Raw genomic sequence first — 21,519 nt, 5'->3', positions numbered from 1 at the left:
GCCTCCCCGGCTTCTGCCGGAAAAGGCTTTTTCCAATCTCTTCGTCTACTCGTGAATATAAGCGACGATTTCGTCTTCGAGATCGAGCTGGATCTGATCGCGGAAAACGCGGATTTGCTGCTGGCTCAGATACTGCATGATGGCCTCATAAATGTTAGCCTCGATCAGAATCTGATTGCGGCCTTCCGCAAATACTTCCGCCGAGAATCCGAGATCCTCGTCCCACATAAGGACAACCTCGACTTGGGAAGGGTGGAGCTGTTTGCGCTGCGCCATGTTGACGCATAACGCGTTCGTGATTTCCTGTTCGGTCAGTTTCATGTCAGGTTGTGCTTCTCCTTCAGCTTATCGGCTTTGCGCTTATCCATGAAGTAGACGACAATGCGGCGGATCACCATTACGATGAGCAGGATGGCAAGCATGTTGACCATGAAGCCGAGTACGTTGCCGAGCATTCCCATGCCGCCGAACAATCCTCCGAAGAGCATGCCGGCCAGACCGCCGATCAGAAGGCCTTTCATCAGACCGCCGCTGAAAAATCCGCGTTTTTGAGTGGGAGCGGTAGACGTCGTTTTGGACGAATTGCTTGGTGTCGATTTGTTCACGCTTGTATCGTTGGATTTATTGGTTGTGGAAGGTGTATACGATTTTTTGGTGGAGCTGTAAGACTTCTTGGCCTCGACGGTTCCGGGCATAGTCACCGAAAACGTAAGCATACAGGCCATAACTAAAAGCAACCATTTCTTCAAAATAAATGTCCCCCTTAAATAATTATGCGAACGATGTTCGTCTGCAAACATGCTATACGTGCGGAGGCGGGCGGCGGTTTCACTTTTTTATAAAAATTTTATAGGAAGGTGCAAAATTTCGACAATCACTGATAATAATTATCATTATTGGTTACAATGGCTTTAGGAAAACAAAAAAGAGGCCCGTGAAAGGCCTCTCTTTTCCGGAAAGCATCAGGACAATTTCGTTTCGAAAGTTTTGCAGTCGGTTTCTTCGGAATGACGGGCCTGATTGCCGCCGTGGTGGCTCACGACATAAATCGATTCGGCCGCGCATTTGTTTCCGTTGGACCAGTATTTGCAGGAATTTACTTCACACAGAACATCTTTAGCCATGCGGATTCACCTCCCTTTTTCAGCTTTATTAGGGTGGGCGTATTCGGCATGGTTTTATACGTGCCCGGTCCATAAAATTTTAAATGCTGCGGGCATCCGGCAAGTTTTTTTAGCAATGTTCCGGTCTCTGAGGATATCCGTCTAAAGCGACGTTGGACGATGCCGCGTATTTTGGTTAACATGGAATTGAAGGCATGATGTCGGCGATTACTTGGGATGAGGGGAAACGGACTATGGAGCGTTATCCGAAAGAGGTACTGGATTATTTGGTTCATTTTCACGGGGACCGTGATTTTTTTGAATGCCATGAGATTTTGGAAGAATACTGGAAGGGAAATCCGGGCCATCCGTATGCGGAAACTTTGGTCGGTTTGATCCAGGTGGCCGTCGGCCTCTATCATCAACGGAGAGGGAACAAGGCGGGGGCCGTTAAAATGCTGGGCAGTTCTCTTTTTTATCTGAAAGAGGAAGATTTGAAAGGTCTCGGCTTGGCGGGGGAAGAGTTGATTGCCCGGGTGCGGCAAAGAGTGCGGGAAGTGGAGCTTGATGAGATGCCGTACGCGGATCTGGATCTTCCCGTAGAAGATCCTTCCTTGCTGGAAGCGTGCAAGCGTGAGTGCGCCGTGCGCGGGTTCGGCTGGGGAGCGGCGAGCGACGCAGGCAATCTCATGCTGATCGACCGCCACAAGCTGCGGGACCGCAGCGATGTCGTGGAGGAAAGAGCGCGTCAGCTGGAAGCCAGGAAGCTGCGCCGGAAGGGAGGCGGGGACCGATGAGGGACAAAATCGCGGTCGTCGACGACGAGCCGTACATTGCCGAAGTGGCCCGCCTCTATCTGGAGCACGCCGGGTATCAGCCGCTGATCGTGGATCACGCGTCGGAGGTGCTCCCTCTGCTGCGCGAGCACAATCCGTCGCTCGTGATCCTCGACGTGATGCTGCCGGACGGGTCCGGCTTCGACGTGTGCCGCTCGATCCGCTCCATGAGCAAGCCGCTCTGCGACGTGCCGGTCATTATGCTGACCGCGCGCGCCGAGGCGTTCGACAAGCTGGAGGGCTTCAATGTCGGAGCGGACGACTATCTCGTGAAGCCCTTCGATCCCAGCGAGCTGATCGCGCGGGTCAAAGCGGTTCTCCGGCGCAGCAAACCGGAAGAAACGGCCGCCGCGCCCGCCGATCCGTCGCTGCCCCAGCCGATCCGCATCGGCACTCTGACCATCGACTTCGCCCGATACCGGGTCGAGCTGGAGGGGAGCCGGATCGATTTGACGCCGAAGGAGACGGAGCTTCTTTATTTCCTCGCCAGCAGGGCGGGGAGGGTGTTTTCACGGGACGATCTGCTCGCCGGCGTCTGGGCGTTCGATTTTCCGGGCGGCACGAGAACGGTGGATGCCCACGTCAAAAATTTGCGCAAGAAGCTGGGCAGCCAACCCGAATGGCGGATCGAAACGCTTTGGGGGATCGGCTATTCGTTCGAGGTGACGGCGCATGAGAAGGGCTGAGCGCCTTCTGGAGTTTTGGCGGGGGCGGTTCGGCAGTTTGTACCTGCGGGTCTTTCTTTTGTTCCTTGCCGTGTGCGTGCTGTTTTTCGTGGGACTGGCCTTGTTCTGGAACATGTATTTCCAAAATTTCTTTTACAAAGACAAGCAGGAATTTCTGAAGAAGGGCTACGTGGAGGTAACCAAGCTGCTGGCTCCATTCCAGGAAGGAACCCTGTCCACCCGGGAGCTGCGGATGGCGACACGCATTGTCGCGCGTGGAGTGAACGGGCGTATTTTTCTCGTCGACGGCAAAGGAGTTATTCTGAACGGGTCCACCGAATACGAGACGTTCAAGCTGCCTCCGACCCTGGAAAAATCGCTGGGCAGCGGCCTGGAAGGCAAGTCGGGTTTCCTCTTCGACGAGCCGCCGAGCGAGAGACGGCCGGGCGACAAGCGCCCGATGGACACGCTGCTGACGTACTATGCTCCGGCCCAGATCGGCGGCGAAACGATCGTCGTCTTCCTGCAGGTGCCGGTGGCGGAAATACGGCAGACGATCTCGGTCATCCGGCTGATCATCCTGCTGCCGCTCCTGTTCTCGCTGCTGGCCGTCGGACTGCTGCTTTATTTCATTTCGCGCCGGATGACCGCCCCGCTGAAGCAGATGAACGAGCTTGCCTCGGCCATCGAGCAGGGAGACTTGTCCCTGCGTGTGCCTGTCACCTCGAAGGACGAGGTAGGCGAGCTGGCGGAGAGCTTCAACCGCGTGGTCGACCGGCTCCAGGAGTGGGAAGGCACGCGCCAGGAGTTCCTGGCCCAGGTCTCCCACGAGCTGCGCTCCCCGCTGACCTCGCTCAGAGGGCTGATCTCCGCCATGCGGGACGGGATTATCGAGCCGGACAAGTACGGCCACTACTTCCGGATCTGCGAGTCGGAGGTCCGCCGTCTGGAGCGGCTCGTCCAGGAACTGCTCGATCTGGCCCGCATCCAGAACGGAGCCGGACTGCGCGAGCTGAAGCCGGTGGACATGGTGGCCCAGACCGGGGAAGTTTTGGACGTGATGCGGGAGATTTTCGCCCGCAAGCGGCTGGAGCTGGCCGAGCGGGTCGACGTGCCCGCGGGGGAAGGACTGTTCGCCAGCCTCGACGCCGACCGCTATGCGCAAATTGTGCACAATTTGCTGTACAATGCGGTTCAATTCACGCCCGAAGGCGGGGCGGTTAAGGTCCGGCTGGAGCGGAAAGCGGACAAAGCGGTTCTCACCGTGAGCGATACGGGGATCGGGATGACGGCGGAGGAAACCCAGCGGATCTGGGAGAAGTTCCACAAAGTCGACCGCACCCGCGGGGGTACGACGGAAGGCGTCGGACTCGGCCTGACGATTGTGAAGCATTTGGTCGAGGCCATGAACGGCCGGATTACCGTACAGAGCCGGCCCGGTGAAGGCACGTCTTTTTATGTGGAGTTTGCGTGTATAAGCGGAAGCGGCGGGTATACGGGCGAAAAACCGGGCGATTCGGATTCCTCCGCTGGATGATTTTCACATTTCTTTTACAAATCGAGCATCCTTTCATCAAAGCCGTTTCTTATCCTGTTCATAGGGACAGGTTGAGATGGCGGCAAGGCAAAGCAAGCGCCGGAACGTTGTCAAAACCAATCCTGTCCTTCGGGGCAGGATTTTTTGCGTTGGGGGAGGGGGCCATGATGTTTCGCCGGAAGCTTCATTCGCGCTGGATAGGGGCGGCCTGCCTGCTGCCTCTTGCGTTTACGTTCGCGTTGGCGTTTGGGGGCAGCCGGTCTCCTCGCACGGACACGTTCGAACCGGCGGCAGCACTATCCGCTTCACGGCCCGCTTATGAAGCAAGCGGGGCTGCCGCCTTTCAAAGCGGGAACCGCCCGGAGAATACGGAACCCGCCATACAGACGAGCAGGGAACGCCTTCTGGTCTTGTTTTGCGCAACGCTGCTCGAGGTCGGGAAAGAAGCGGGCTTTTCACTTACCCCCGCGCAGGCGGAACAGCTTGCCGGGATCCTTCAGCGCAGCGTCGGCCGCGGTGAAATGACGCAGGAGGAGAGTGAGGAAGCCAAACACCTGCTTACGGGTAAGCAGAGGGATATGTTTGAGAAGGTTTTTGCGGACGACGCCAAACGGAGCTTGCAGGGGCGGGCCCTCGAAACCGGAGGAAGCCGGGAGCACTGCGGCGATACCGCGCCCTATTTTTACGGCAGCGTTCCTGACGGAGGAAGAGATCCGGCCGAGGAATCTTCGGCTTTCCGGCCTGCGGAATGCGGGCCGCTTAAGGACGAGCCGGAACTAAATCTGGAGCAGCAGACACTGCATATGTTGAACCGCCAAAAATCAGCGGCTATCACAGGGAGGAACAAATAGACGATGAAATGGTCAGGTAAAGTAATCGGAATGAGCTTGGCCGGCGTTTTGCTGGTCGGAGCCGGAGGCTATTTTGCTTTCGGGGCCGTTAAAAAACCGATGGTGGGCGCCGCCGCTCAAGAGGCCGTGGTTGCCGTCAAGAAAGGGGATATCCGCTCCACGGTTTCGGGAACGGCCCAATTCGAGCCGAAAGAAAAACAGACGATCGTCTCTCCTGCGGACGCCACGATTAAAGTGATGCATCTTACGCGGAATATGCCCGTTAAAGCGGGGGATGTGCTTGTAGAGCTGAGCAGTCCGACACTGGAAAATAATTTACAAAAAGCGCTGATGACCCAGGCGGACATCGAGAAGCAGATTGCCGAGCTGCGGCGGCAGCAGGCCAATATGGGAACTTCCGCTCCAATCGGCGGCCAGCTTGTGCTCGCTCCCAATATTGAAGTCGGCTCGAATGTTAATAAAAATACAAAAATCGCGACGGTCAACGATACGGCCAATCTGCTGGCTTCGGTGCTTTTCCCGTACGAGGAAGCTTTGCAGCTTCGCAGCGGAGAAGAAATCGACCTGGACGTCGACGGATTTTCGCTAACCAAAACAGGCAGGGTGGAGGCTGTGAACAAGACAGCCAAGTCCGACGGAAAAGGCGGAAAAGCGCTTGAAGTGCAGATTCGTATCCAAAACGACGGCACGCTCGATGCCGGACTGAAAGTGAAGGCATCCGCAAGGATCGGGAACGTTTCTGTAGATGCGGTGGCCGAAAGCTCGCTGGAATACGCCAAATCGGCGCCGGTCGTAGCAGGGGTGCAGGGCACCGTTTCTTCACTTCCGAACAAGTCGGGAACTCCAGTCAAGGCGGGGGACAGCGTGGCGGTGCTGGAGAACGATACGATTCAGAGCGACATTTCCGACAAGGAAGCGGCGCTGGAGCAGCAAAAGCTGGCCGTGCAGGAGGCCCGGGACAAAGTAGCCGATCTGGTTGTAAAGGCTCCTTTTGACGGCGTGTTCTCGACTGATTTCGTGAATACGAAAGAAAACATTTTGGCGAGCCTGACGCCCGGAGCCAAAGTCAAAAACGCGTTCGAATTCGGCGCCGTGGCGAATATGGATCTGATGCAGCTGCCGATCCAGGTGGATGAGCTCGACCTGAATGCGATCAAAACCGGAATGAAAGCCGAAGTTTCCGTCGACTCCTTGCAGGGGAAAAAGTTCGAAGGCGAAGTGACGCAAATCTCCAGCATGGGCACGACGACCAACGGAGTGACGTTCTACGATGTGATTTTGGCCGTCAAAAATACAAACGAGCTGAAATACGGCATGACGGCGACCGCGAATATTCTGATCGAAAACAAAACGGGTGTGCTGTACCTGTCTCCGGAAGCCCTTCAGTCACGCCAGGGCAAGCGGTACGTCACCCTCAAGAAAGCGGACGGTACGACGGAGGCGCAGCACGAGGTGAAGATCGGCATCCGCAGTACGACCCAGGTGGAAATCACCGAAGGGCTGAAAGAAGGCGACAAGGTCGTGGTGCCTCAGAAAACCCAGCAGACGAAAATGACCCAGCAGGAGATCGACCGGCTGAGGCAGCAGTATCAAGGCGGCCAAGGCGGTCAGGGCGGAGGAGGTTTCCAAGGCGGATTTTCGGGCGGAGGCCAGAACGGTCAAAGCGGCGGAGGCCAGCGTGCGAACCAGACGAGATAAGGCAGGTCGGTCAAGGAGGTGATTGGCATGAATATGATTGAACTTCAGGGCATTACGAAAGTGTACCGCCAAGGCGCCCAGGAGCTGACGATTCTGAAGAAGCTGGATTTATCGGTCGCCGCCGGAGAATTTGTGGCCATCGTAGGTCCGAGCGGTTCCGGAAAATCCACGCTGATGAATACGCTGGGTCTCCTGGACGTTCCGACGACCGGCAGCTACTTTCTCGACGGTGTCCAGACCGAGCGCTTATCGGACAATCAGTTGTCGGAACTGCGCAATCGCAAGATCGGGTTTATTTTTCAGCAGTTTAACCTGCTTCCCCGTTTGTCGGCTTTCGAGAATGTGGAGCTGCCGATGATTTATGCGGGCATTCCCGCCAAGCAGCGGGCGGAGAAAGCGAGAGCCGTGCTGGAGAAGCTGGGCATGAAAGGGCGGGAGCACCACAAGCCCAGCGAGCTGTCGGGAGGCCAGCAGCAGCGTGTGGCCATTGCCCGCTCGCTTACCTTGTCGCCGCCCCTGCTGCTGGCCGACGAACCGACGGGCGCACTGGACACGCGGACCGGGCAGGAAGTGCTGGAGCTTATTCTGGAGCTGAACGGGCAGGGGCATACCATCGCGCTGATCACGCATGATCTGCATATCGCGGACTGCGCGAAACGTATCGTGTCGATCCGGGACGGGGAAATCGTGGGAGACCGGCTCAGCCTGCCGCGGGCGGCACAGGGGGTGCCCTCATGAAATTCACCGAGCTGATCCGGATGGCGATGAAGACGGTGACCGGCAGCCCGCTCCGTACGTTTCTTACGATGCTGGGCGTGATCATCGGCGTCTGTTCCGTCATCGCGCTCGTGGCGCTGGGCAACGGAACGACCGACAAGATCAAAGCCCAGTACGAAAATCTGGGCACGAATCTGCTTGTCGTGAACGTAAACGGCATGGGCCGCGCCACTCAGCTGGATTACAACGAGTTGATGCAATTCGAGGGCTTCCCCGAAATTAGCGCCATCGCGCCCACGATGACCAAGAACGGGGCTCATATCAAAGCGGACCGCACGCAGGATACGTCCAATGTGATCGGGACGAACGACCGTTATCAGAGCATCGTCAAAGCCGATGTGGCTTCGGGCCGGTTCTTAAGCCCGTCGGATCTTGAGTTCCGGAGCAAAGTGGCGGTCATCGGGAGCGAGGTTGCCAAAACGTATTTCGGGACGCTCGATCCGGTAGGAGAGACGATCCGCATTGAAGGCATTCCTTTTACGGTCATCGGGCAACTGAAAGAAAAAGGCTCGAATATCGGCGGCACCTCCGTGGACAGCTCCATTCTCGTGCCGCTGGAGACAGCGCGCCGGCAGTTCCAGCTCGGAACGATCCGGACGACCTATATCGAAGCCCCGACGCGTGAAGATATTTACAAAGCGCAAAACACGATGAAGTCGTATCTCACTTACAAATTTAAATCCGATACGGGATTTACCCTGATCAATCAGGATGAGCTGCTGGCCGCGAGCACGAAAGCGACCGATACGCTTACGAAACAGCTTGTCAGCGTGGCCGCGATTTCTCTGCTTGTAGGGGGCATCGGCATTATGAACATCATGCTGGTCACCGTAAGCGAAAGGACCCGCGAAATCGGAATCCGCAAATCGATCGGAGCCAAGCGCCGGAGCATACTGCTGCAGTTTCTCGTGGAGGCAACCGTCATCAGCGGGCTGGGCGGCCTGTTCGGACTGCTGCTTGGCATCGGCATCGTATACGGCTGGCCGCTTTTTTCCAAAGAGCAGACCTTGCGTCTGTCGCTGGACGTTTGTGTATACGCGTTCGCGTTCTCGGTGCTGGTCGGCGTCGTATTCGGTCTTTATCCGGCGAACAAAGCGTCCAAGCTGCATCCGATCGACGCGCTGCGTTCCGATTAAACCCGCCCGAATTCATCTCAGGAGGTAACGAAGTTGGAAAAAGACAAACGCAACAAGCTCCCTAAACTGCTCGTCACACTCACAGCCGCTGTCGCCATCTCTTCCGCCGGCTGGTCCGGCCCTTTCATAGGCAAGGCTTCCGCCGGAGCGGCAGGGATTTTCGTATCGCCGAAAGTTTACTTTACCGTGGAAGACGTATCTTTGGCCAAAGGGACAGGCAAAAGCTCTCTGCACTTCACGCTGCTGCTTCACAATGAAGGAAGCGGAACCGTCGATCTGAACGCGTTTGCGGTCAGCGTGAACGCGCCGGACGGAAGCAGATACACCCCTAAGCTCAGCGGAACTTCCTCCGCCCGGGTTTGGCCGGATTCGACGGGACGCTACATATACACGGCCGAGGTTTCCTCGCAGGCTTCGCTCGATACCTTGAAGCTTTCGCTGAACCGCTGGGCTTCGGACGGAATCTCGAAGGGAGCGGGCATCGGCAGCCTGCCGCTTGCGGCCGACGCGGCTCCCGCTCCGGATAAGCCGGTCCGGGTCCAGCTCAATGAAGCGGATGCGTCGCTGCCCGAGGACGCCGCGCTGACGATCCGGGCGCGGGACTCCATCCGCTGGAACCGTGACAGCGGCCAGGAGCTGTACACCCACTTGACGGTTGTCAATCAGGGATCGACAGCCCTCAAGTGGAACGACAACGTCCTGCTGTCCGTGCAGGACGCCAAAGGCCGCACCTACGCGGCTGAGGTCGTAAGCGGAGCGGACACCCTTCTGGAACCGCAGGAGCCGGCCGTCCTGACGGTGAAAACATCCGCGGCGGGCAGCGCATCGCCCGCAGCGGCCTTAAAGCTTGTACTCGGCGCGAAAAACAGCGGAGGCACCTTCACGATCGGGACGGTGCCGGTTCCCGATGTAACGACTGCCGTGGGCGTGGGGGACGCCATCCCGTACGTTTACGGGGACGGGCTTGAACTGACGTACCGCAGCGCGGTGGTCAACGCCAAAACTGACGGGACGACCGTGCAGACCGTGGTCGAATTCCGCAATACGGCCAAGGAACACGTCCGGCTGCCGGATTTGTCCGCGGTGTACCAGTTCGGCAGCCGCGCAACCGTCGACGGCGTGATCGACGCGAAGCCGTCCTCGGCTTTTCTCGCCCCGGGCGAATCCGCGTCATACCGCTACACCGCGTCTCTGCCGGCGGGCGTCTCCAAAGACGCGATCGAGCTTCTGCTGCTCGCGAAGGAGCCGGCGGCGGAGACTGCGGCCGAGAGCGGCGGCGGATCAACCGGATCGGCCGATGCGTCCGGCACCTCCGGCGTGTCCGCCTCGGGCGCGAAGGCGTCCGCTTCGTCCGTCGGGACGGCCGCAGGCGGCGGGGCCTCTTCCGCGGCCAAAGCGACCGCCTCGGCGGGCTCTTCCTCCGCAGCCGCAGCGTCGTCCGGCTCCGGCAAGACCGCGGCCGCCGGCTCGACCGGCTACGTGCCGGCGGCCGCGCTGTCCCTCGCCAAGGCGGATTCCGGCAAAGGCGGCGATTATGCGGCCGCCCAGCCGTATACCCTTGGCGAGAAGCTGCCGCTTCCGAACGGAGCATTGGAAGCGGGGCTCGGCGTTTCGCTTGTGGAATTCCACAAGCACGAGAACGAAGAGCTCGGCTATCAGACGGCCGTCGCCAAATACAAGTTCACCAACACGTCCGGCAGGACGCTGGATCTGCCGCAGCTCGGCATGGAACTGACCACGCCGGACGGGCTCGTCTATGCGGGCACACGCCAGTCGACGGCAGCCGCAAGCATTCTTCCGGGTACCGCCGCGGTGGTGAGCTACTCCTACATGATCCCGCCGTCGGACAAGACGGAAACGCTTGCCATGACGATCACGGACGCCAACAAAATGTCGCTCGGTTCCTACAAGGTCGCCTTCCAGACGGAGACGGAGAGCGGGCCGGTGTCGTTCTATCCGTTCGAGGTTGCGTTTAACGGTTCCACGGTCGGCTGGACTTACAGCACGAAGACCGATGCCCAGTATACGTATAAGCTATCTCTGGACATGACGATTACGCGCAAAGAGCAGGTGATCGTAGATTCGAATTTCTCCAAAATGGAGATCGAACTGCTTGATCCCGACAACCGCTCTCTGGCCAGCCAGACGGTTCCGTTCCTGGGCACCGGCCGCCTCGTATCCGGCAAGCAGACGTTTTTCTTCAATGATGTTAAATCGGAGCAGTTCAGCTCCGGCGCTCATTTTAATATTTACGAAGTGATTGAAACTCCGAACGGTCCCGTTAGACGCCTGATCAAAACGATTCAGGGCTGACCGTTACAAACGAAATCACGATAAAACGCCGCCGACAAGCGGCGTTTTTTCAAGGAAAAAAACTTCACAGAGCGATATAATAAATATTTTATCCTATTGTATAATTTTGGGAAAAATATTTCGTTGTAAAATTCTGCTTCCTTTACTAGCATAGAGAGGACGCGTTAATCCGGAAAGTAGGGATGAGGGCGGTTATACAGAATACGATCGGGCGCTTTTGGGATAGAACTGCCCTGTCGACAGAGGAGTGAGTCGGAGTTGAAACGTTTTGCGCAGGCATCCTATGTCATGTATTTTCTGGCGGGATTGGTTATCACCACGATCGGTTCCGTGCTGCCGCAAATTTTACGGCATTACGAAGTTACTTACACAATGGGAGGCCAGCTTGTTTTCTGGGGCTCCATCGGATTCCTGGTCGGAGTGCCGGTGGCGACTCTTTTGTTAAACCGTTTTAGCGAAAAGCAGATTTTGGCGCTGGCGTGTCTGATTATTGCCGGTTCCCAGTTTATGATGTGGTCTCTGCCGCCGTTTTCGGCCATGCTGGTTATCAATTTCATGAATTGTCTCGGAACGGCTGCCGTCGAAACGATTGTGGCGACGCTCATGATGGAGGTTTTTGTGGGACGCCGGGCGGTTGTGATGAGCTATCTTGAAGTCTCGTTCGGCCTGGGGGCTCTGTTGATGCCCGTCATTTCGAGCCTGCTGATCTCGGTGGATTTGTGGAGATACTCGTTCGTGGTTACGGGAGTCATGGCCCTTGCGATGATGGGGGTGTGGGTCTTTATTACCTACTCCAAAACGGATCTCGACGACAACGCCGCGAAGGATGCGAGCAACATGGCGCCGCCCGAAAACATTTCGGCCCGTCTGAAATGGCTGCTGCTCGTTTTCTTCGGGTTTATGATTTTTATGTACTGCGGCATCGAAGGAAGCATGAACAATTTTCTGTCTTCCATCTTTATCTCCTATCTGGATGCGGCACCTTTCCTTGCGGCGCTCAGCGTCGGTCTGTTCTGGGGCGCGATGGTACTGGGACGTCTTGCCACGGGCTGGATTATCCGGAAGGTGACCTACAGCCGGTTTCTGTTTATCAGTATGGCAAGCAGCCTGATCGTGCTGGCCGCCTTCATCGTGCTGCAAAACATCTGGACGGGGTATGTCCTGATTATCGCGCTCGGATTGCTTCTGTCCGGCGTGTATTCGATTACGATGGTGTATGCCAATCATACGTTTCCGGGTCTCGCCCGGCTTGTGACAAGTCTGATTACCGGACTGGCGGGTCTCGGGGGAGCCGTTTTCCCGGCGTTGATCGGATATGTCATGGATCAGGCGGGCACTTCCTGGGCGCTCTGGATGACGGTCGGCTTCGCCGTTTTCTATCTGCTTGGTCTTGCTGTCATCGAGGCGGTCTACAAAAAAACGCGGAGATCGGACCCTTCCGCGCCAGCTTCCTAAAGCAGCGGGTTCGGCCGCTGACGACGCGGGTATTTTCAATAAAAAAACCGCCTTCGGGCGGGCGCAATGCGTTTGCAGCGCCTGCCGCCGAAAGGCGGTTTTTGTATGTAGACAGGTGGACGAATGTAGTTCCGGGCAATTAAATGAACGGAAACTCTTCCGGATTCGTTTTTACGGGGGTGGCGTCGTATCCTTCCGTAAGCAGGTCGAGTTTACCCGTCTGCGGGTTCATGACCAGGCCGTGTACCGGAAGGTTTTTCGGCAGAAGCGGGTGATTGCGGATAATGTTCACGCTTCCGACGACCGCTTCGTCGATATGCTCAAAACCCGTGAGCCACTTGTCGAGGTTGATGCCGGAGTTATGCAGGGTGTCCAGCACTTCTTCCTGCACGCCGCGCTCCCGCGCCTTGCTCAGGACCTTCTCGGAGTTCAAGCCGGTCATGCCGCAGTCGCGGTGTCCGATTACGAGTACTTCATCGGCGTCCAGCTCGTATACGGCCACGATAATGCTCCGCATAATACTTCCGAAAGGGTGGGAGACGAGAGCGCCGGCGTTTTTAATAATCTTGGAATCGCCGTTGCGCAGGTTCATCGCCTTGGGAAGCAGTTCCACCAGACGGGTGTCCATACAGGTCAGGATAACCATCCGTTTATCGGGAAACTTGGTTGTCAGATACTGTTCGTACTCTTTGGATTCCACGAACGATTCATTGTAATTGAGAATTTCGGATATCAAGCTCATACTTTGTCCTCCGCTTCTTTTGTATGGTTTCTTTTTATGGCAAAGACAGCCTGTGGGCCGCCTTGTGCTAGTTCACGCAGTTGACCAGTCTCATGGCCGGATTGTAGGTCTGCTGGCTGCTCTTCAGGACATAGGTTCCCCGCTGGGGCATGTAGTCGACCGACAGATTCTCCTCGAAGAAAACTTCTTTGCGGGGATCGTACTGCACGGTGAACGCATTGCTCCGCGCATCTACGTCGCCTTCGGTATGGGCGGCCTGGATTTGAAGAGCGGCTACCCCGGCCAGGGCGCATCCGCAGCCTTCCGTATCGTAGAACAGCCTGAGGATCGCATCCTGCGGGAGACGGTTGGTAAGGGCTTCGACGGCCGCTTCGCTAAAGTGAATATACATGCGTAAGCTCCCTCCTTTTTATCAATTGTATCACAAACGGAAGAATTTGATTATATCCCGCATAGAAAGTATGATGACAGTATACCTGTTTAGTGAAAGGAGAATCCACCATGAGCCAGACAGACTATCAGGGCAAACTGGATGAATTCCGCAAATACATACGCAAAATCAAACATTATGAAGAAGCAGTCGGCCTCATTTATTGGGACTTGCGCACCGGCGCTCCCAAGAAGGGGGTATCCGAGCGTTCCGAAGTCATCGGCGAGCTGTCCACCGAAGCGTTCCGGTTATCGGTATCCGACCAGATGGGCGAATACCTGGATTTCCTCTCCGATACGGCTCGCATCGAGGAACTGGACGAAACGAACCGCCGCATCGTTCAAGAAGCGAAGAAGGAATTTGACCGCAGCAAAAAGATTCCGCCTGAGAAGTATCAAGAATACGTCGTACTGACTTCCAAAGCGGAAAGCGTCTGGGAAGAGGCGAAGGAAAAGAACGATTTCGCCATGTTCCAGCCGTACTTGGAAAAAATCGTGGAGACGAACCTGGAATTCGTCGACCTTTGGGGCTACAAAGGGCATAAATACAATACCCTTCTCGATATGTACGAGCCCGGCATGACCGTCGAGAAGCTGGACGAAGTGTTCGGAGCTCTCCGCAGCGAAGTGGTGCCTCTCCTGGCCGAAATCAAAAAAGCGCCGCAGCCGGACCGCTCGTTCCTGCGCCAGACGTTCGACAAAGAGAAGCAGAAGCATTTCTCGCTGTTCATCTTAAAGGAACTGGGGTACGACTTCGAAGCGGGACGGCTGGACGAAACCGTTCATCCGTTCGCGACCGGCCTGAACCCGGGCGATGTCCGGATAACGACCCGTTACTTGCCCGAAGATGCGACAAGCGCGCTCTTCGGTACGATTCACGAGTGCGGGCATGCGCTCTACGAGCAGAACATTTCGGAAGACTTGATCGGAACGAATCTCTGTACGGGAACGTCGATGGGCATTCACGAGTCACAATCCCGTTTCTGGGAGAATATGGTAGGTAGAAGCCGCGAGTTCTGGTCCCGCTACTACGCCGACCTGCAGCGGACCTTCCCCGGACAGTTCGATAACGTGGGCGAAGAGGCGTTTTACCGGGCGATTAACCATACCGAGCCTTCGCTGATCCGGATCGAAGCGGATGAACTGACCTACAATCTCCACATCATGATCCGCTACGAGCTTGAAAAAGCGCTGTTCAGCGGCGAGCTCAAAGTCGCCGATCTGCCGGAAGCCTGGAACGCGAAATACCGCGAGTACCTGGGTATCGAGGCGGACACGAACGCGGAAGGCGTGCTCCAGGATGTGCACTGGGCCGGCGGCTCCTTCGGGTACTTCCCGTCTTATGCGCTCGGAAACATGTACGCCGCCCAGTTCACCAACACGCTGCGCAAAGAGATTCCGGCGTTTGACGAGCTGCTGGCCAAAGGCGATTTCGCTCCGATCAAACAGTTCCTGGTCGAGCACATTTACCGCTACGGAAAATCCCAGACGCCTAACGAGATCGTCCGCCGCGTGACGGGCGAGGATCTCAATCCGCAGTATCTGGTGGATTACCTCAAGGACAAATATAAGCCGCTTTATGGCTTAAGCTGATAGAAGTTGTAAAAACGCCCCGGATGACGTTGGCCGCTTCGGCCACCGCCTTTCGGGGCGTTTTTTTTGCGCTGAAGGCCTTCCGTCCGTTAACCCGCCCGCCTGCTTGTGCATATGCTGATAGCAATCAAGAAGAATGGAGGAGACGCCATGAAACGAAGATCTATCGTCTTCCTCCTGCTGTCGGTGCTGTTGGCGGGATTGGTTCTGCCGGGCTGCTCGAAACAGGAAGAAGTCAGCAAAATCCGTATCGGTGAAGTCACGAGATCGATCTTTTACGCGCCTCAATATGTCGCGCTTTCGCAAGGTTTTTTCAAGGACGAGGGGCTGGAAGTGGACCTGACGACTACGGCTGGAGGGGACAAAACGATGACCACACTCCTGTCCGGCGGAATCGACGTGGCGCTGGTCGGATCGGAAACGTCGATTTATGTGTATCAGCAGGGAAGCGACGATCCCGTCATCAACTTTGCCCAACTTACGCAGACGGACGGCACCTTTCTCGTATCGCGCACGAAACCGGCCGGAGATTTCGACTGGAGCGCGCTTAAAGGAAAAACCTTCCTCGGTCAGCGCAAGGGCGGAATGCCGCAAATGGCTGGAGAGTTTGCGCTGCGCAAGCACGGCATTGACCCTCGCAAGGACTTGGACCTGATCCAAAATGTCGATTTTGCGAACATCGCTTCCGCTTTTTCTTCCGGAACCGGGGAATATGTCCAGCTTTTTGAGCCTCAGGCGTCCGTATTCGAGAAAGAGGGAAGAGGCTACGTCCTGGCCTCGTTCGGAGTCGAAAGCGGCAAACTGCCGTACACCGTTTACATGGCGAAACAAAGCTTTATCAAGAAAAACCCGAATGCGGTTCAGAAGTTTACGAATGCCGTACAGCGGGCCCAGAACTGGATGCATGCGAAAAGCGTCAACGAAATCACGGATGCGGTTCTTCCTTATTTTAAGGATACCGATCCGGAAATCGTGAGAAGCGTGGTGAAACGGTATAAAGACCAGAACACCTACGCCGGCGACCCCGTCATCGACGAAGCGGAATGGAACAACCTCCAGGACGTCATGACTCAAGCGGGTGAATTGAAAACGAAAGCCGATTGGAGCAAGCTGGTGGACAACAGTTTTGCCGAGAAAGCCAAGGTGAACGTGAAGTGAGCAGGCACGGCCTGCTTAGTGCCGCTGCTGCCGGCTATGGCTGCGGGGGCCTTTCTCGTGCAAGCGATAAGGAGGGATGCGACCATGGATACAGCGGCCACGGTTCAGGTTAGCGGCATGACGCATGTGTACGTGTCGGACGCCCAGGCGAACCCGGCCTTGGAAAAAATCGAACTGACCATCCGGCCGGGTGAATTCGTCAGCCTGCTTGGCCCGAGCGGATGCGGTAAAACGACGCTTTTGTCCATAATCGCCGGGTTGATCCGCCCCACCCGGGGGCAGGTGCTGATTAACGGCCGGGAAATGGATGCCCCTACTTCCCGGGTCGGGTATATGCTTCAGCAGGATTATCTGTTTCCGTGGAGAACGATTTACGGCAATGCCATCATCGGGCTCGAGCTGCTGGGCAGGCTGAACAAGGAAACGGGAGCGTACGTCGATCATCTCCTGGAGGAGATGGGGCTTGCCGCCTTCCGCGATTACCGGCCCGCCCAGCTATCGGGCGGAATGAGGCAGCGCGTCGCCCTCGTCCGGACACTGGCCGCGAGGCCCGAGCTGCTGCTTCTGGATGAGCCGTTCTCCGCGCTCGATTACCAGACTAAGCTGCAGCTGGAGGATCTCGTCGTGCAGACGCTCCGTTCACGCGGCAAAACGGCGCTGCTCGTCACGCATGATATCACGGAAGCCATCGCGATGAGCGACCGGATTATCCTGCTTGAACCGCATCCGGGCCGGATCCGGCGGGAGATTGCCGTCCCTGAGGCTATCCGGCGGACGCTGCCTTTCGAAGCGAGAGAAAAGCCGGGATTTCACGAGCTTTTCCACGAGATATGGCAGGAATTCGAGCGTATGGGCGGAAAGGAGGCGGAAACGTGAACCATCATCCGGCAGAGGAAAGCGAACAGAATAAAGAAGCCGATATCCACGCACAGGTGCCCGGCCAGGAGCATACAGACGGCGGAACGCTTGCGGACACTATTCATGCGGCCCATCTGGAAACCAAACGCAAAGTCGTGGTTCGTGTCCGTGTCACCCAGCTGCTCATCCTTGTGATCAGCCTGGGCGTATGGGAAGCCGCGGGCCGCCTGAAATGGATCGATGTGCTGCTGTTCAGCTATCCGAGCAAAGTTTTTGTTCTCCTGGCTTCCAAAATCGCGGACGGCTCCATTTTTCCCCACACGGGGTATACCGTCTATGAGACGGTTGTCGGCTTCGTGCTCGGCACGCTTTTCGGGACGGCGCTGGCGATGCTGCTCTGGTTCTCGCCCTTTCTGTCGCGCGTGCTCGATCCGTATATCGTCGTGCTGAACAGCATGCCGAAAGTGGCGCTGGGTCCGCTGTTTATCGTCGGCTTCGGTCCCGGTGTGCTGTCCATTATCGCGACGACGCTCTCGATTACCGTCATCATTACGACGCTTGTGGTGTACGGGAGCTTCAAGGAGGTCGACGACAATTACGTGAAAGTCGTCCGCATCTTCGGGGGAAGCCGGGGCGAGGTGTTCCGCAAAGTGATTCTTCCCGCTTCTTTTCCCACGATAGTGGCAACGTTGAAAGCGAACGTCGGCCTTGCCTGGGTCGGGGTCATTGTCGGCGAATTCCTGGTTTCCAAAATGGGACTCGGCTACCTCATCGTATACGGATTCCAGGTGTTCAACTTCACTCTCGTCATAGCAAGTCTGGTCGTCATCGCGATCGTCGCGACCTTTATGTATCAGGCCGTCGTCTATCTGGAGAATATACTGATGTCCCGCCGGTAAGTCTGAGAGAAGCATAAATTTCCGGTTCTTGTGACCGGTACACTTGAACAATATCGCCGAACATGGAATAATCGAAACAGAAAAAATCCACTCGACGGAGCAAACATCTATGAACATTCCTTTCATCGGCATTCGCGTCTTAAAAACGGCTCTGGCCGTCATCGTATCGATTACTCTGGCCCGGTGGATCGGCTTAACCAGCCCAAATTCCGCAGGGCTTCTTGCTATTTTGGGCATTCAGGTAACGAAGCGCAGAGGCATCAACAACGCTTTTCAGCGGATCGCGGCTTCCATTCTGGCGGTTCTTTTCGCATCCGTCCTGTTCGGCCTGCTCGGCTTCCATGTTTGGGTGCTCAGTTTGTTCGTACTTATCGTTTTCCCGGTCTTGCACCGGATCAAGCTGAGCGACGGAGCGGTCACGGCTTCCGTAACCATGTTTCACATTTATAATGCGCAGTCGATCAGCGCCCCGCTTATTTTAAATGAAATCCTCCTTCTTATCGTCGGGCTGGGAAGCGCCACGCTGATCAACATTTCGTATATGCCCAAAGCGGACAAAGAAATCGAGTTTTATCGGGCTAAAGTCGAGGGACTTTTCTCGGATGTGTTTCTGCATATTGCCGAACATCTAAGGGATACGACTGTCGTCTGGAACGGCAAGGAACTCCTCGAGCTGGACGAAGTGCTGAAAACGGGAACCGAAACGGCCAGCCGGTCGATTGAGAACGCGCTGCTTTTCGGCACTCATACGTATACGGACATGCAGCTCTATTTTTACATGCGCAACGAGCAGTTCGAATCCCTTCAGCGGATGGCACTGCTGGTGTCCCAGGTCAGCCGGGAGCTGCCTCTGGGGGAAAGTCTCGCTTCTATTTTCGAAGAGCTTAGCAAAGACTGCAAAGTAGACTACTACACCGGACGTTCGGAGAAAAAGCTGGGCGCCCTGCAGGCGAACTTCAAGATGGAGACGCTGCCGCAGACGCTTTCCGAGTTCGAAGCAAGAGCGGCCCTCCAGCAGTTGACCCGGGAACTGAGCTATTATTTGAACATCGCCAAAAAGCAAAAAAAACAGAAGCCCGCGTCCGCGCGCTCCTGATCATGTGTTGCCCTAGGCGACTTCCCCGAGCCTGACGGCTGGGGGCTTTTTATATATTTGAAATGAAAACTATGCCAGTTTCTCGATGGAAAGAGAGGCGCTTACGGTCGGAGTTCCTCCGCCGATTGCGTTCTGTAAAGTTAACGCGCCCGTATTATCTATCCGGTTTAAGGTCAATACCCCGCCGGCCGTTAGTTGAACGAGAACCTGCCCGGTGTACGGATTGTTTCCGGCATTGGTTCCGTAGTTGCTGCATGGGACTAAAGCCGGAGGGACGGGACCGGCCGCATCCGGATCAAAGAACAAGCCGAAAGCGTTATTGCCGGGTGTAGGAAATACCTCGTACGTTATTTTATAAAATCCGCTCTCGTTTATGACAATGCTGGACGGCGGGGCGAACGTGACGGCTGTCGCATTGATGACGAAGCCGTTAAAGGATACGGCCCCGCCTTGCCCACCGGGTACGGCTGCCGCGGCTATCGTCTGCTCCTCTGTGCTGCACAAAAAGGCAAACGATGAAATTCCGCCTGCGGGTCCCTGGGGTCCTTGTGGTCCTTGAGGTCCGGCAGGACCTTGGATTCCCTGCGGCCCTTGGGGACCGGGGAGACCTTGGGGTCCTTGAGGTCCTTGGGGTCCAGGAAGGGGCGTTACGTTTACGTTAGGCGGGGGACAGGATACTTTTACGATTTTCTTTTTTACAATAATGATTTTCTTTTTTCTCTTCGGTTTACACACGATAATCGTTTTTTTGTGACATCTCTTTCTGTGTGGACAACTCATCTAAGATACCTCCTCGGGATGTTTAATACAAGATCATCCTATGACAGGTATCTAATATACGAGAGGACTTTAACCTATTGTTGGAAAAAGAGGTTAATGCGGAGGGACAGCAGTTTAGTGTCTATCAACTAAGTCCAATCCAAAATTTTATAGGTTTCATAAAATGATAGTGGACAATGAGATACCTTTCTATTTTAGGCCCCTTTTTAGGGGTTTTTTTTATTGGAAAATGCGCTTAACCCGTATGCTGTCAGCCTCAAAACCCGGCCGTATACGATAACAGGCATAATAATCCCGTGGGGAATCATTTGATTTACCTTGAATCTCTTTTGTACGTTCAGCCGCTCTCATTCGCTGTTCGCAAGGTTGTGAAAAAAATCACCTTACAGGACCGGAACTTCGTAAGGAGGCGGGAGGAGATTTTGTTTTCGGCACCGCTTATTTAAATTGTTCATCTATATATGAAGTTTCCATGATCGATTTTAAAGCACTTGAGTACTCCTAATATCTGACCAAGGACAACTGATACGCTGCTTTTATGCCGTTATGTACATTACATTCGAAACATCGAGCTGCAGATGAGTTTGTGGACCGTGGTGGGGATTCAGCCTGCCGCATCAGTTCATGGTCCGTCAGACAGCAAAAGGACAGTTTGTACAACTCGGACTTCGCCTATTACCTCCGTACGCGGCGGGGCGAAAGCTGTTGATCACAAGCGTTATGAGGAAGAAGTCGGTGGTTTGGAGGTTGCGGCAACGGAAACACGACACATTTAAAGCCCTTTCCGGAAAAAAGGGACAAAAAGATAACCGGCTGCGTTCAACCGCAGACGGTTATTGAAGAGTGACCATAATCTGGCCCGATTTCATCTAAATCGGTTTGTTTCCATTTACCTATTATAAGAAGACGCAGCTTGATTTAATGCGGATTTTACAAATTATCTTGATTTGATTGCGTCCGTTCAATCAACAATCGCCTATGTCCTGCATACACTTGTAATGAATGATTGCATGGAGGAGGTTGAAAGGATGTCAATAGATAGAAATTTGCAAAGCAGAGAGATCATCGTGAAAGCTGTCTGCGGCAAAGGACGCAAATTTTCGCACGTAAGTCATACCGTGACTCCGCCTCATGCTCCAACCAGTATCTTAGGCGCCTGGATTATCAACAATCAGTACGAAGCCGTCAAGTCTGGAGAGGGAGTCGAGGTCGTCGGTACTTACGATATCAACATCTGGTATTCGTATGATCGGAATACGAAAACCGATGTCGCGAAAGAAACGGTATCTTATGCGGAGGTAGTCGGCTTGTCGTACCTCGACAAGCGGCATAAGTCTGCCACAGCGGAAGTTTCTGCGGTCGCAACGCAGGAACCGAACTGTGTGGAAGCGAGCATCTCCGGAGGCGGGAACGTGCTGATCCGCGTAGAGCGCGAATTCCATGTGGAGCTGACGGCGGAAACGAAGGTGCATGTGATCGTGGATCCGAGCGGCGGAGATTTCGAAGAGAAGCATGTAGACTTCGATCTCATCAGCGATGATGGAGATTTCGAAGATTTAAACCCCGATCTGCTGGAAGATGATTTAAGTTAAA

21 protein-coding genes are annotated in these 21,519 nt (G+C 55.5%); 15 read left to right on the top strand and 6 right to left on the bottom strand.

Annotation, left to right across the window (positions count from 1 at the left end):
* Window positions 1–45: 45 nt before the first annotated feature.
* The 3 genes from ACI48J_RS16405 to ACI48J_RS16395 form a co-directional block, all read right to left on the bottom strand.
* Window positions 46–321, bottom strand: a complete 276-nt coding sequence (locus ACI48J_RS16405; RefSeq protein ID WP_009674362.1) for a DUF2653 family protein — start codon at window positions 319–321, stop codon at window positions 46–48.
* The gene (locus ACI48J_RS16400) at window positions 318–749 is read right to left on the bottom strand and encodes a hypothetical protein (RefSeq protein WP_326055684.1); all 432 of its coding nucleotides are present in this window, start codon (window positions 747–749) and stop codon (window positions 318–320) included. The genes ACI48J_RS16405 and ACI48J_RS16400 overlap by 4 nt, the downstream gene beginning before the upstream one ends.
* Window positions 750–962: 213 nt before the next feature.
* The gene (locus ACI48J_RS16395) at window positions 963–1,124 is read right to left on the bottom strand and encodes a DUF1540 domain-containing protein (RefSeq protein WP_405079290.1); all 162 of its coding nucleotides are present in this window, start codon (window positions 1,122–1,124) and stop codon (window positions 963–965) included.
* 233 nt (window positions 1,125–1,357) lie between these two features.
* On the opposite strand from ACI48J_RS16395, the gene ACI48J_RS16390 reads away from it, so the two are divergent.
* From ACI48J_RS16390 to ACI48J_RS16350, 9 genes are all read left to right on the top strand, one after another.
* Window positions 1,358–1,900 carry a DUF309 domain-containing protein gene (locus ACI48J_RS16390; RefSeq protein WP_405079288.1) on the top strand — a complete coding sequence of 181 codons (543 nt, stop codon included), beginning with the start codon at window positions 1,358–1,360 and terminating at the stop codon, window positions 1,898–1,900.
* Complete coding sequence (locus ACI48J_RS16385) at window positions 1,897–2,625, top strand: response regulator transcription factor (RefSeq protein WP_405079287.1); 729 nt, start codon at window positions 1,897–1,899, stop codon at window positions 2,623–2,625. Before ACI48J_RS16390 ends, ACI48J_RS16385 begins: the two co-directional genes overlap by 4 nt.
* Window positions 2,612–4,141 (top strand): sensor histidine kinase, encoded by a 1,530-nt coding sequence (locus ACI48J_RS16380; protein WP_405079286.1) that lies wholly within the window; start codon window positions 2,612–2,614, stop codon window positions 4,139–4,141. The genes ACI48J_RS16385 and ACI48J_RS16380 overlap by 14 nt, the downstream gene beginning before the upstream one ends.
* 164 nt (window positions 4,142–4,305) lie before the next feature.
* Complete coding sequence (locus ACI48J_RS16375) at window positions 4,306–4,992, top strand: hypothetical protein (RefSeq protein WP_405079285.1); 687 nt, start codon at window positions 4,306–4,308, stop codon at window positions 4,990–4,992.
* Between the two features lie 3 nt (window positions 4,993–4,995).
* Complete coding sequence (locus ACI48J_RS16370) at window positions 4,996–6,690, top strand: HlyD family efflux transporter periplasmic adaptor subunit (RefSeq protein ID WP_405079284.1); 1,695 nt, start codon at window positions 4,996–4,998, stop codon at window positions 6,688–6,690.
* A gap of 27 nt (window positions 6,691–6,717) precedes the next feature.
* Window positions 6,718–7,428: an ABC transporter ATP-binding protein gene (locus ACI48J_RS16365; RefSeq protein ID WP_405079282.1), complete on the top strand. Its 711-nt coding sequence runs from the start codon at window positions 6,718–6,720 to the stop codon at window positions 7,426–7,428.
* Entirely contained in the window at window positions 7,425–8,603 is a 1,179-nt protein-coding gene (locus tag ACI48J_RS16360; protein WP_326055674.1) for an ABC transporter permease, read from the top strand. Before ACI48J_RS16365 ends, ACI48J_RS16360 begins: the two co-directional genes overlap by 4 nt.
* 33 nt (window positions 8,604–8,636) lie before the next feature.
* Window positions 8,637–10,916, top strand: a complete 2,280-nt coding sequence (locus ACI48J_RS16355) for a hypothetical protein (protein WP_405079280.1) — start codon at window positions 8,637–8,639, stop codon at window positions 10,914–10,916.
* A 258-nt stretch (window positions 10,917–11,174) separates the two neighbouring features.
* The gene (locus ACI48J_RS16350; RefSeq protein WP_405079279.1) at window positions 11,175–12,371 is read left to right on the top strand and encodes an MFS transporter; all 1,197 of its coding nucleotides are present in this window, start codon (window positions 11,175–11,177) and stop codon (window positions 12,369–12,371) included.
* A 139-nt stretch (window positions 12,372–12,510) separates the two neighbouring features.
* On the opposite strand, the gene ACI48J_RS16345 is transcribed toward ACI48J_RS16350, so the two are convergent.
* On the bottom strand, window positions 12,511–13,113 hold the full coding sequence (locus ACI48J_RS16345) for a carbonic anhydrase (RefSeq protein WP_326056536.1): 603 nt from the start codon (window positions 13,111–13,113) through the stop codon (window positions 12,511–12,513).
* A gap of 67 nt (window positions 13,114–13,180) precedes the next feature.
* Window positions 13,181–13,504, bottom strand: coding sequence for an iron-sulfur cluster biosynthesis family protein (locus tag ACI48J_RS16340; RefSeq protein WP_009674353.1), 324 nt, complete (start codon window positions 13,502–13,504; stop codon window positions 13,181–13,183).
* A gap of 110 nt (window positions 13,505–13,614) precedes the next feature.
* Here ACI48J_RS16340 and ACI48J_RS16335 point away from each other — a divergent pair, with 110 nt between their 5' ends.
* The 5 genes from ACI48J_RS16335 to ACI48J_RS16315 all read left to right on the top strand — a co-directional run bounded on the left by ACI48J_RS16335 (window position 13,615) and on the right by ACI48J_RS16315 (window position 19,146).
* On the top strand, window positions 13,615–15,135 hold the full coding sequence (locus tag ACI48J_RS16335) for a carboxypeptidase M32 (protein WP_326056539.1): 1,521 nt from the start codon (window positions 13,615–13,617) through the stop codon (window positions 15,133–15,135).
* A 150-nt stretch (window positions 15,136–15,285) separates the two neighbouring features.
* Window positions 15,286–16,293 carry an ABC transporter substrate-binding protein gene (locus ACI48J_RS16330; protein ID WP_405079277.1) on the top strand — a complete coding sequence of 336 codons (1,008 nt, stop codon included), beginning with the start codon at window positions 15,286–15,288 and terminating at the stop codon, window positions 16,291–16,293.
* An 84-nt stretch (window positions 16,294–16,377) separates the two neighbouring features.
* Window positions 16,378–17,169 carry an ABC transporter ATP-binding protein gene (locus tag ACI48J_RS16325; protein ID WP_405079276.1) on the top strand — a complete coding sequence of 264 codons (792 nt, stop codon included), beginning with the start codon at window positions 16,378–16,380 and terminating at the stop codon, window positions 17,167–17,169.
* A complete protein-coding gene (locus ACI48J_RS16320) occupies window positions 17,166–18,050 on the top strand; it encodes an ABC transporter permease (RefSeq protein ID WP_405079275.1) in 885 nt (294 codons plus the stop codon). Before ACI48J_RS16325 ends, ACI48J_RS16320 begins: the two co-directional genes overlap by 4 nt.
* A gap of 109 nt (window positions 18,051–18,159) precedes the next feature.
* Complete coding sequence (locus tag ACI48J_RS16315) at window positions 18,160–19,146, top strand: aromatic acid exporter family protein (RefSeq protein ID WP_405079274.1); 987 nt, start codon at window positions 18,160–18,162, stop codon at window positions 19,144–19,146.
* 69 nt (window positions 19,147–19,215) lie between these two features.
* Here ACI48J_RS16315 and ACI48J_RS16310 read toward each other — a convergent pair whose 3' ends face one another.
* Window positions 19,216–19,650 carry a hypothetical protein gene (locus ACI48J_RS16310; protein WP_405079273.1) on the bottom strand — a complete coding sequence of 145 codons (435 nt, stop codon included), beginning with the start codon at window positions 19,648–19,650 and terminating at the stop codon, window positions 19,216–19,218.
* Between the two features lie 1,304 nt (window positions 19,651–20,954).
* On the opposite strand from ACI48J_RS16310, the gene ACI48J_RS16305 reads away from it, so the two are divergent.
* Window positions 20,955–21,518 (top strand): outer spore coat protein CotE, encoded by a 564-nt coding sequence (locus tag ACI48J_RS16305; protein WP_326056552.1) that lies wholly within the window; start codon window positions 20,955–20,957, stop codon window positions 21,516–21,518.
* The last annotated feature ends 1 nt before the right edge of the window (window position 21,519 follow it).

Source organism: Paenibacillus chitinolyticus, assembly GCF_045038035.1.
In the GTDB taxonomy this organism is placed as follows: Bacteria; Bacillota; Bacilli; order Paenibacillales; family NBRC-103111; genus Paenibacillus_F; species Paenibacillus_F chitinolyticus_A.
The sequence above is the reverse complement of the archived record's forward strand: the minus strand, read 5'-3'. Positions and strand labels throughout refer to the sequence as shown.

Excerpts from the sequence above, each read along its gene's own strand:
- ACI48J_RS16405 (WP_009674362.1), bottom strand. The coding sequence starts at position 321 with ATGAAACTGACCGAACAGGAAATCACGAACGCGTTATGCGTCAACATG.
- ACI48J_RS16395 (WP_405079290.1), bottom strand. The coding sequence starts at position 1,124 with ATGGCTAAAGATGTTCTGTGTGAAGTAAATTCCTGCAAATACTGGTCC.
- ACI48J_RS16390 (WP_405079288.1), top strand. The coding sequence starts at position 1,358 with ATGGAGCGTTATCCGAAAGAGGTACTGGATTATTTGGTTCATTTTCAC.
- ACI48J_RS16385 (WP_405079287.1), top strand. The coding sequence starts at position 1,897 with ATGAGGGACAAAATCGCGGTCGTCGACGACGAGCCGTACATTGCCGAA.
- ACI48J_RS16380 (WP_405079286.1), top strand. The coding sequence starts at position 2,612 with ATGAGAAGGGCTGAGCGCCTTCTGGAGTTTTGGCGGGGGCGGTTCGGC.
- ACI48J_RS16375 (WP_405079285.1), top strand. The coding sequence starts at position 4,306 with ATGATGTTTCGCCGGAAGCTTCATTCGCGCTGGATAGGGGCGGCCTGC.
- ACI48J_RS16370 (WP_405079284.1), top strand. The coding sequence starts at position 4,996 with ATGAAATGGTCAGGTAAAGTAATCGGAATGAGCTTGGCCGGCGTTTTG.
- ACI48J_RS16365 (WP_405079282.1), top strand. The coding sequence starts at position 6,718 with ATGAATATGATTGAACTTCAGGGCATTACGAAAGTGTACCGCCAAGGC.
- ACI48J_RS16360 (WP_326055674.1), top strand. The coding sequence starts at position 7,425 with ATGAAATTCACCGAGCTGATCCGGATGGCGATGAAGACGGTGACCGGC.
- ACI48J_RS16345 (WP_326056536.1), bottom strand. The coding sequence starts at position 13,113 with ATGAGCTTGATATCCGAAATTCTCAATTACAATGAATCGTTCGTGGAA.
- ACI48J_RS16340 (WP_009674353.1), bottom strand. The coding sequence starts at position 13,504 with ATGTATATTCACTTTAGCGAAGCGGCCGTCGAAGCCCTTACCAACCGT.
- ACI48J_RS16335 (WP_326056539.1), top strand. The coding sequence starts at position 13,615 with ATGAGCCAGACAGACTATCAGGGCAAACTGGATGAATTCCGCAAATAC.
- ACI48J_RS16330 (WP_405079277.1), top strand. The coding sequence starts at position 15,286 with ATGAAACGAAGATCTATCGTCTTCCTCCTGCTGTCGGTGCTGTTGGCG.
- ACI48J_RS16325 (WP_405079276.1), top strand. The coding sequence starts at position 16,378 with ATGGATACAGCGGCCACGGTTCAGGTTAGCGGCATGACGCATGTGTAC.
- ACI48J_RS16315 (WP_405079274.1), top strand. The coding sequence starts at position 18,160 with ATGAACATTCCTTTCATCGGCATTCGCGTCTTAAAAACGGCTCTGGCC.
- ACI48J_RS16305 (WP_326056552.1), top strand. The coding sequence starts at position 20,955 with ATGTCAATAGATAGAAATTTGCAAAGCAGAGAGATCATCGTGAAAGCT.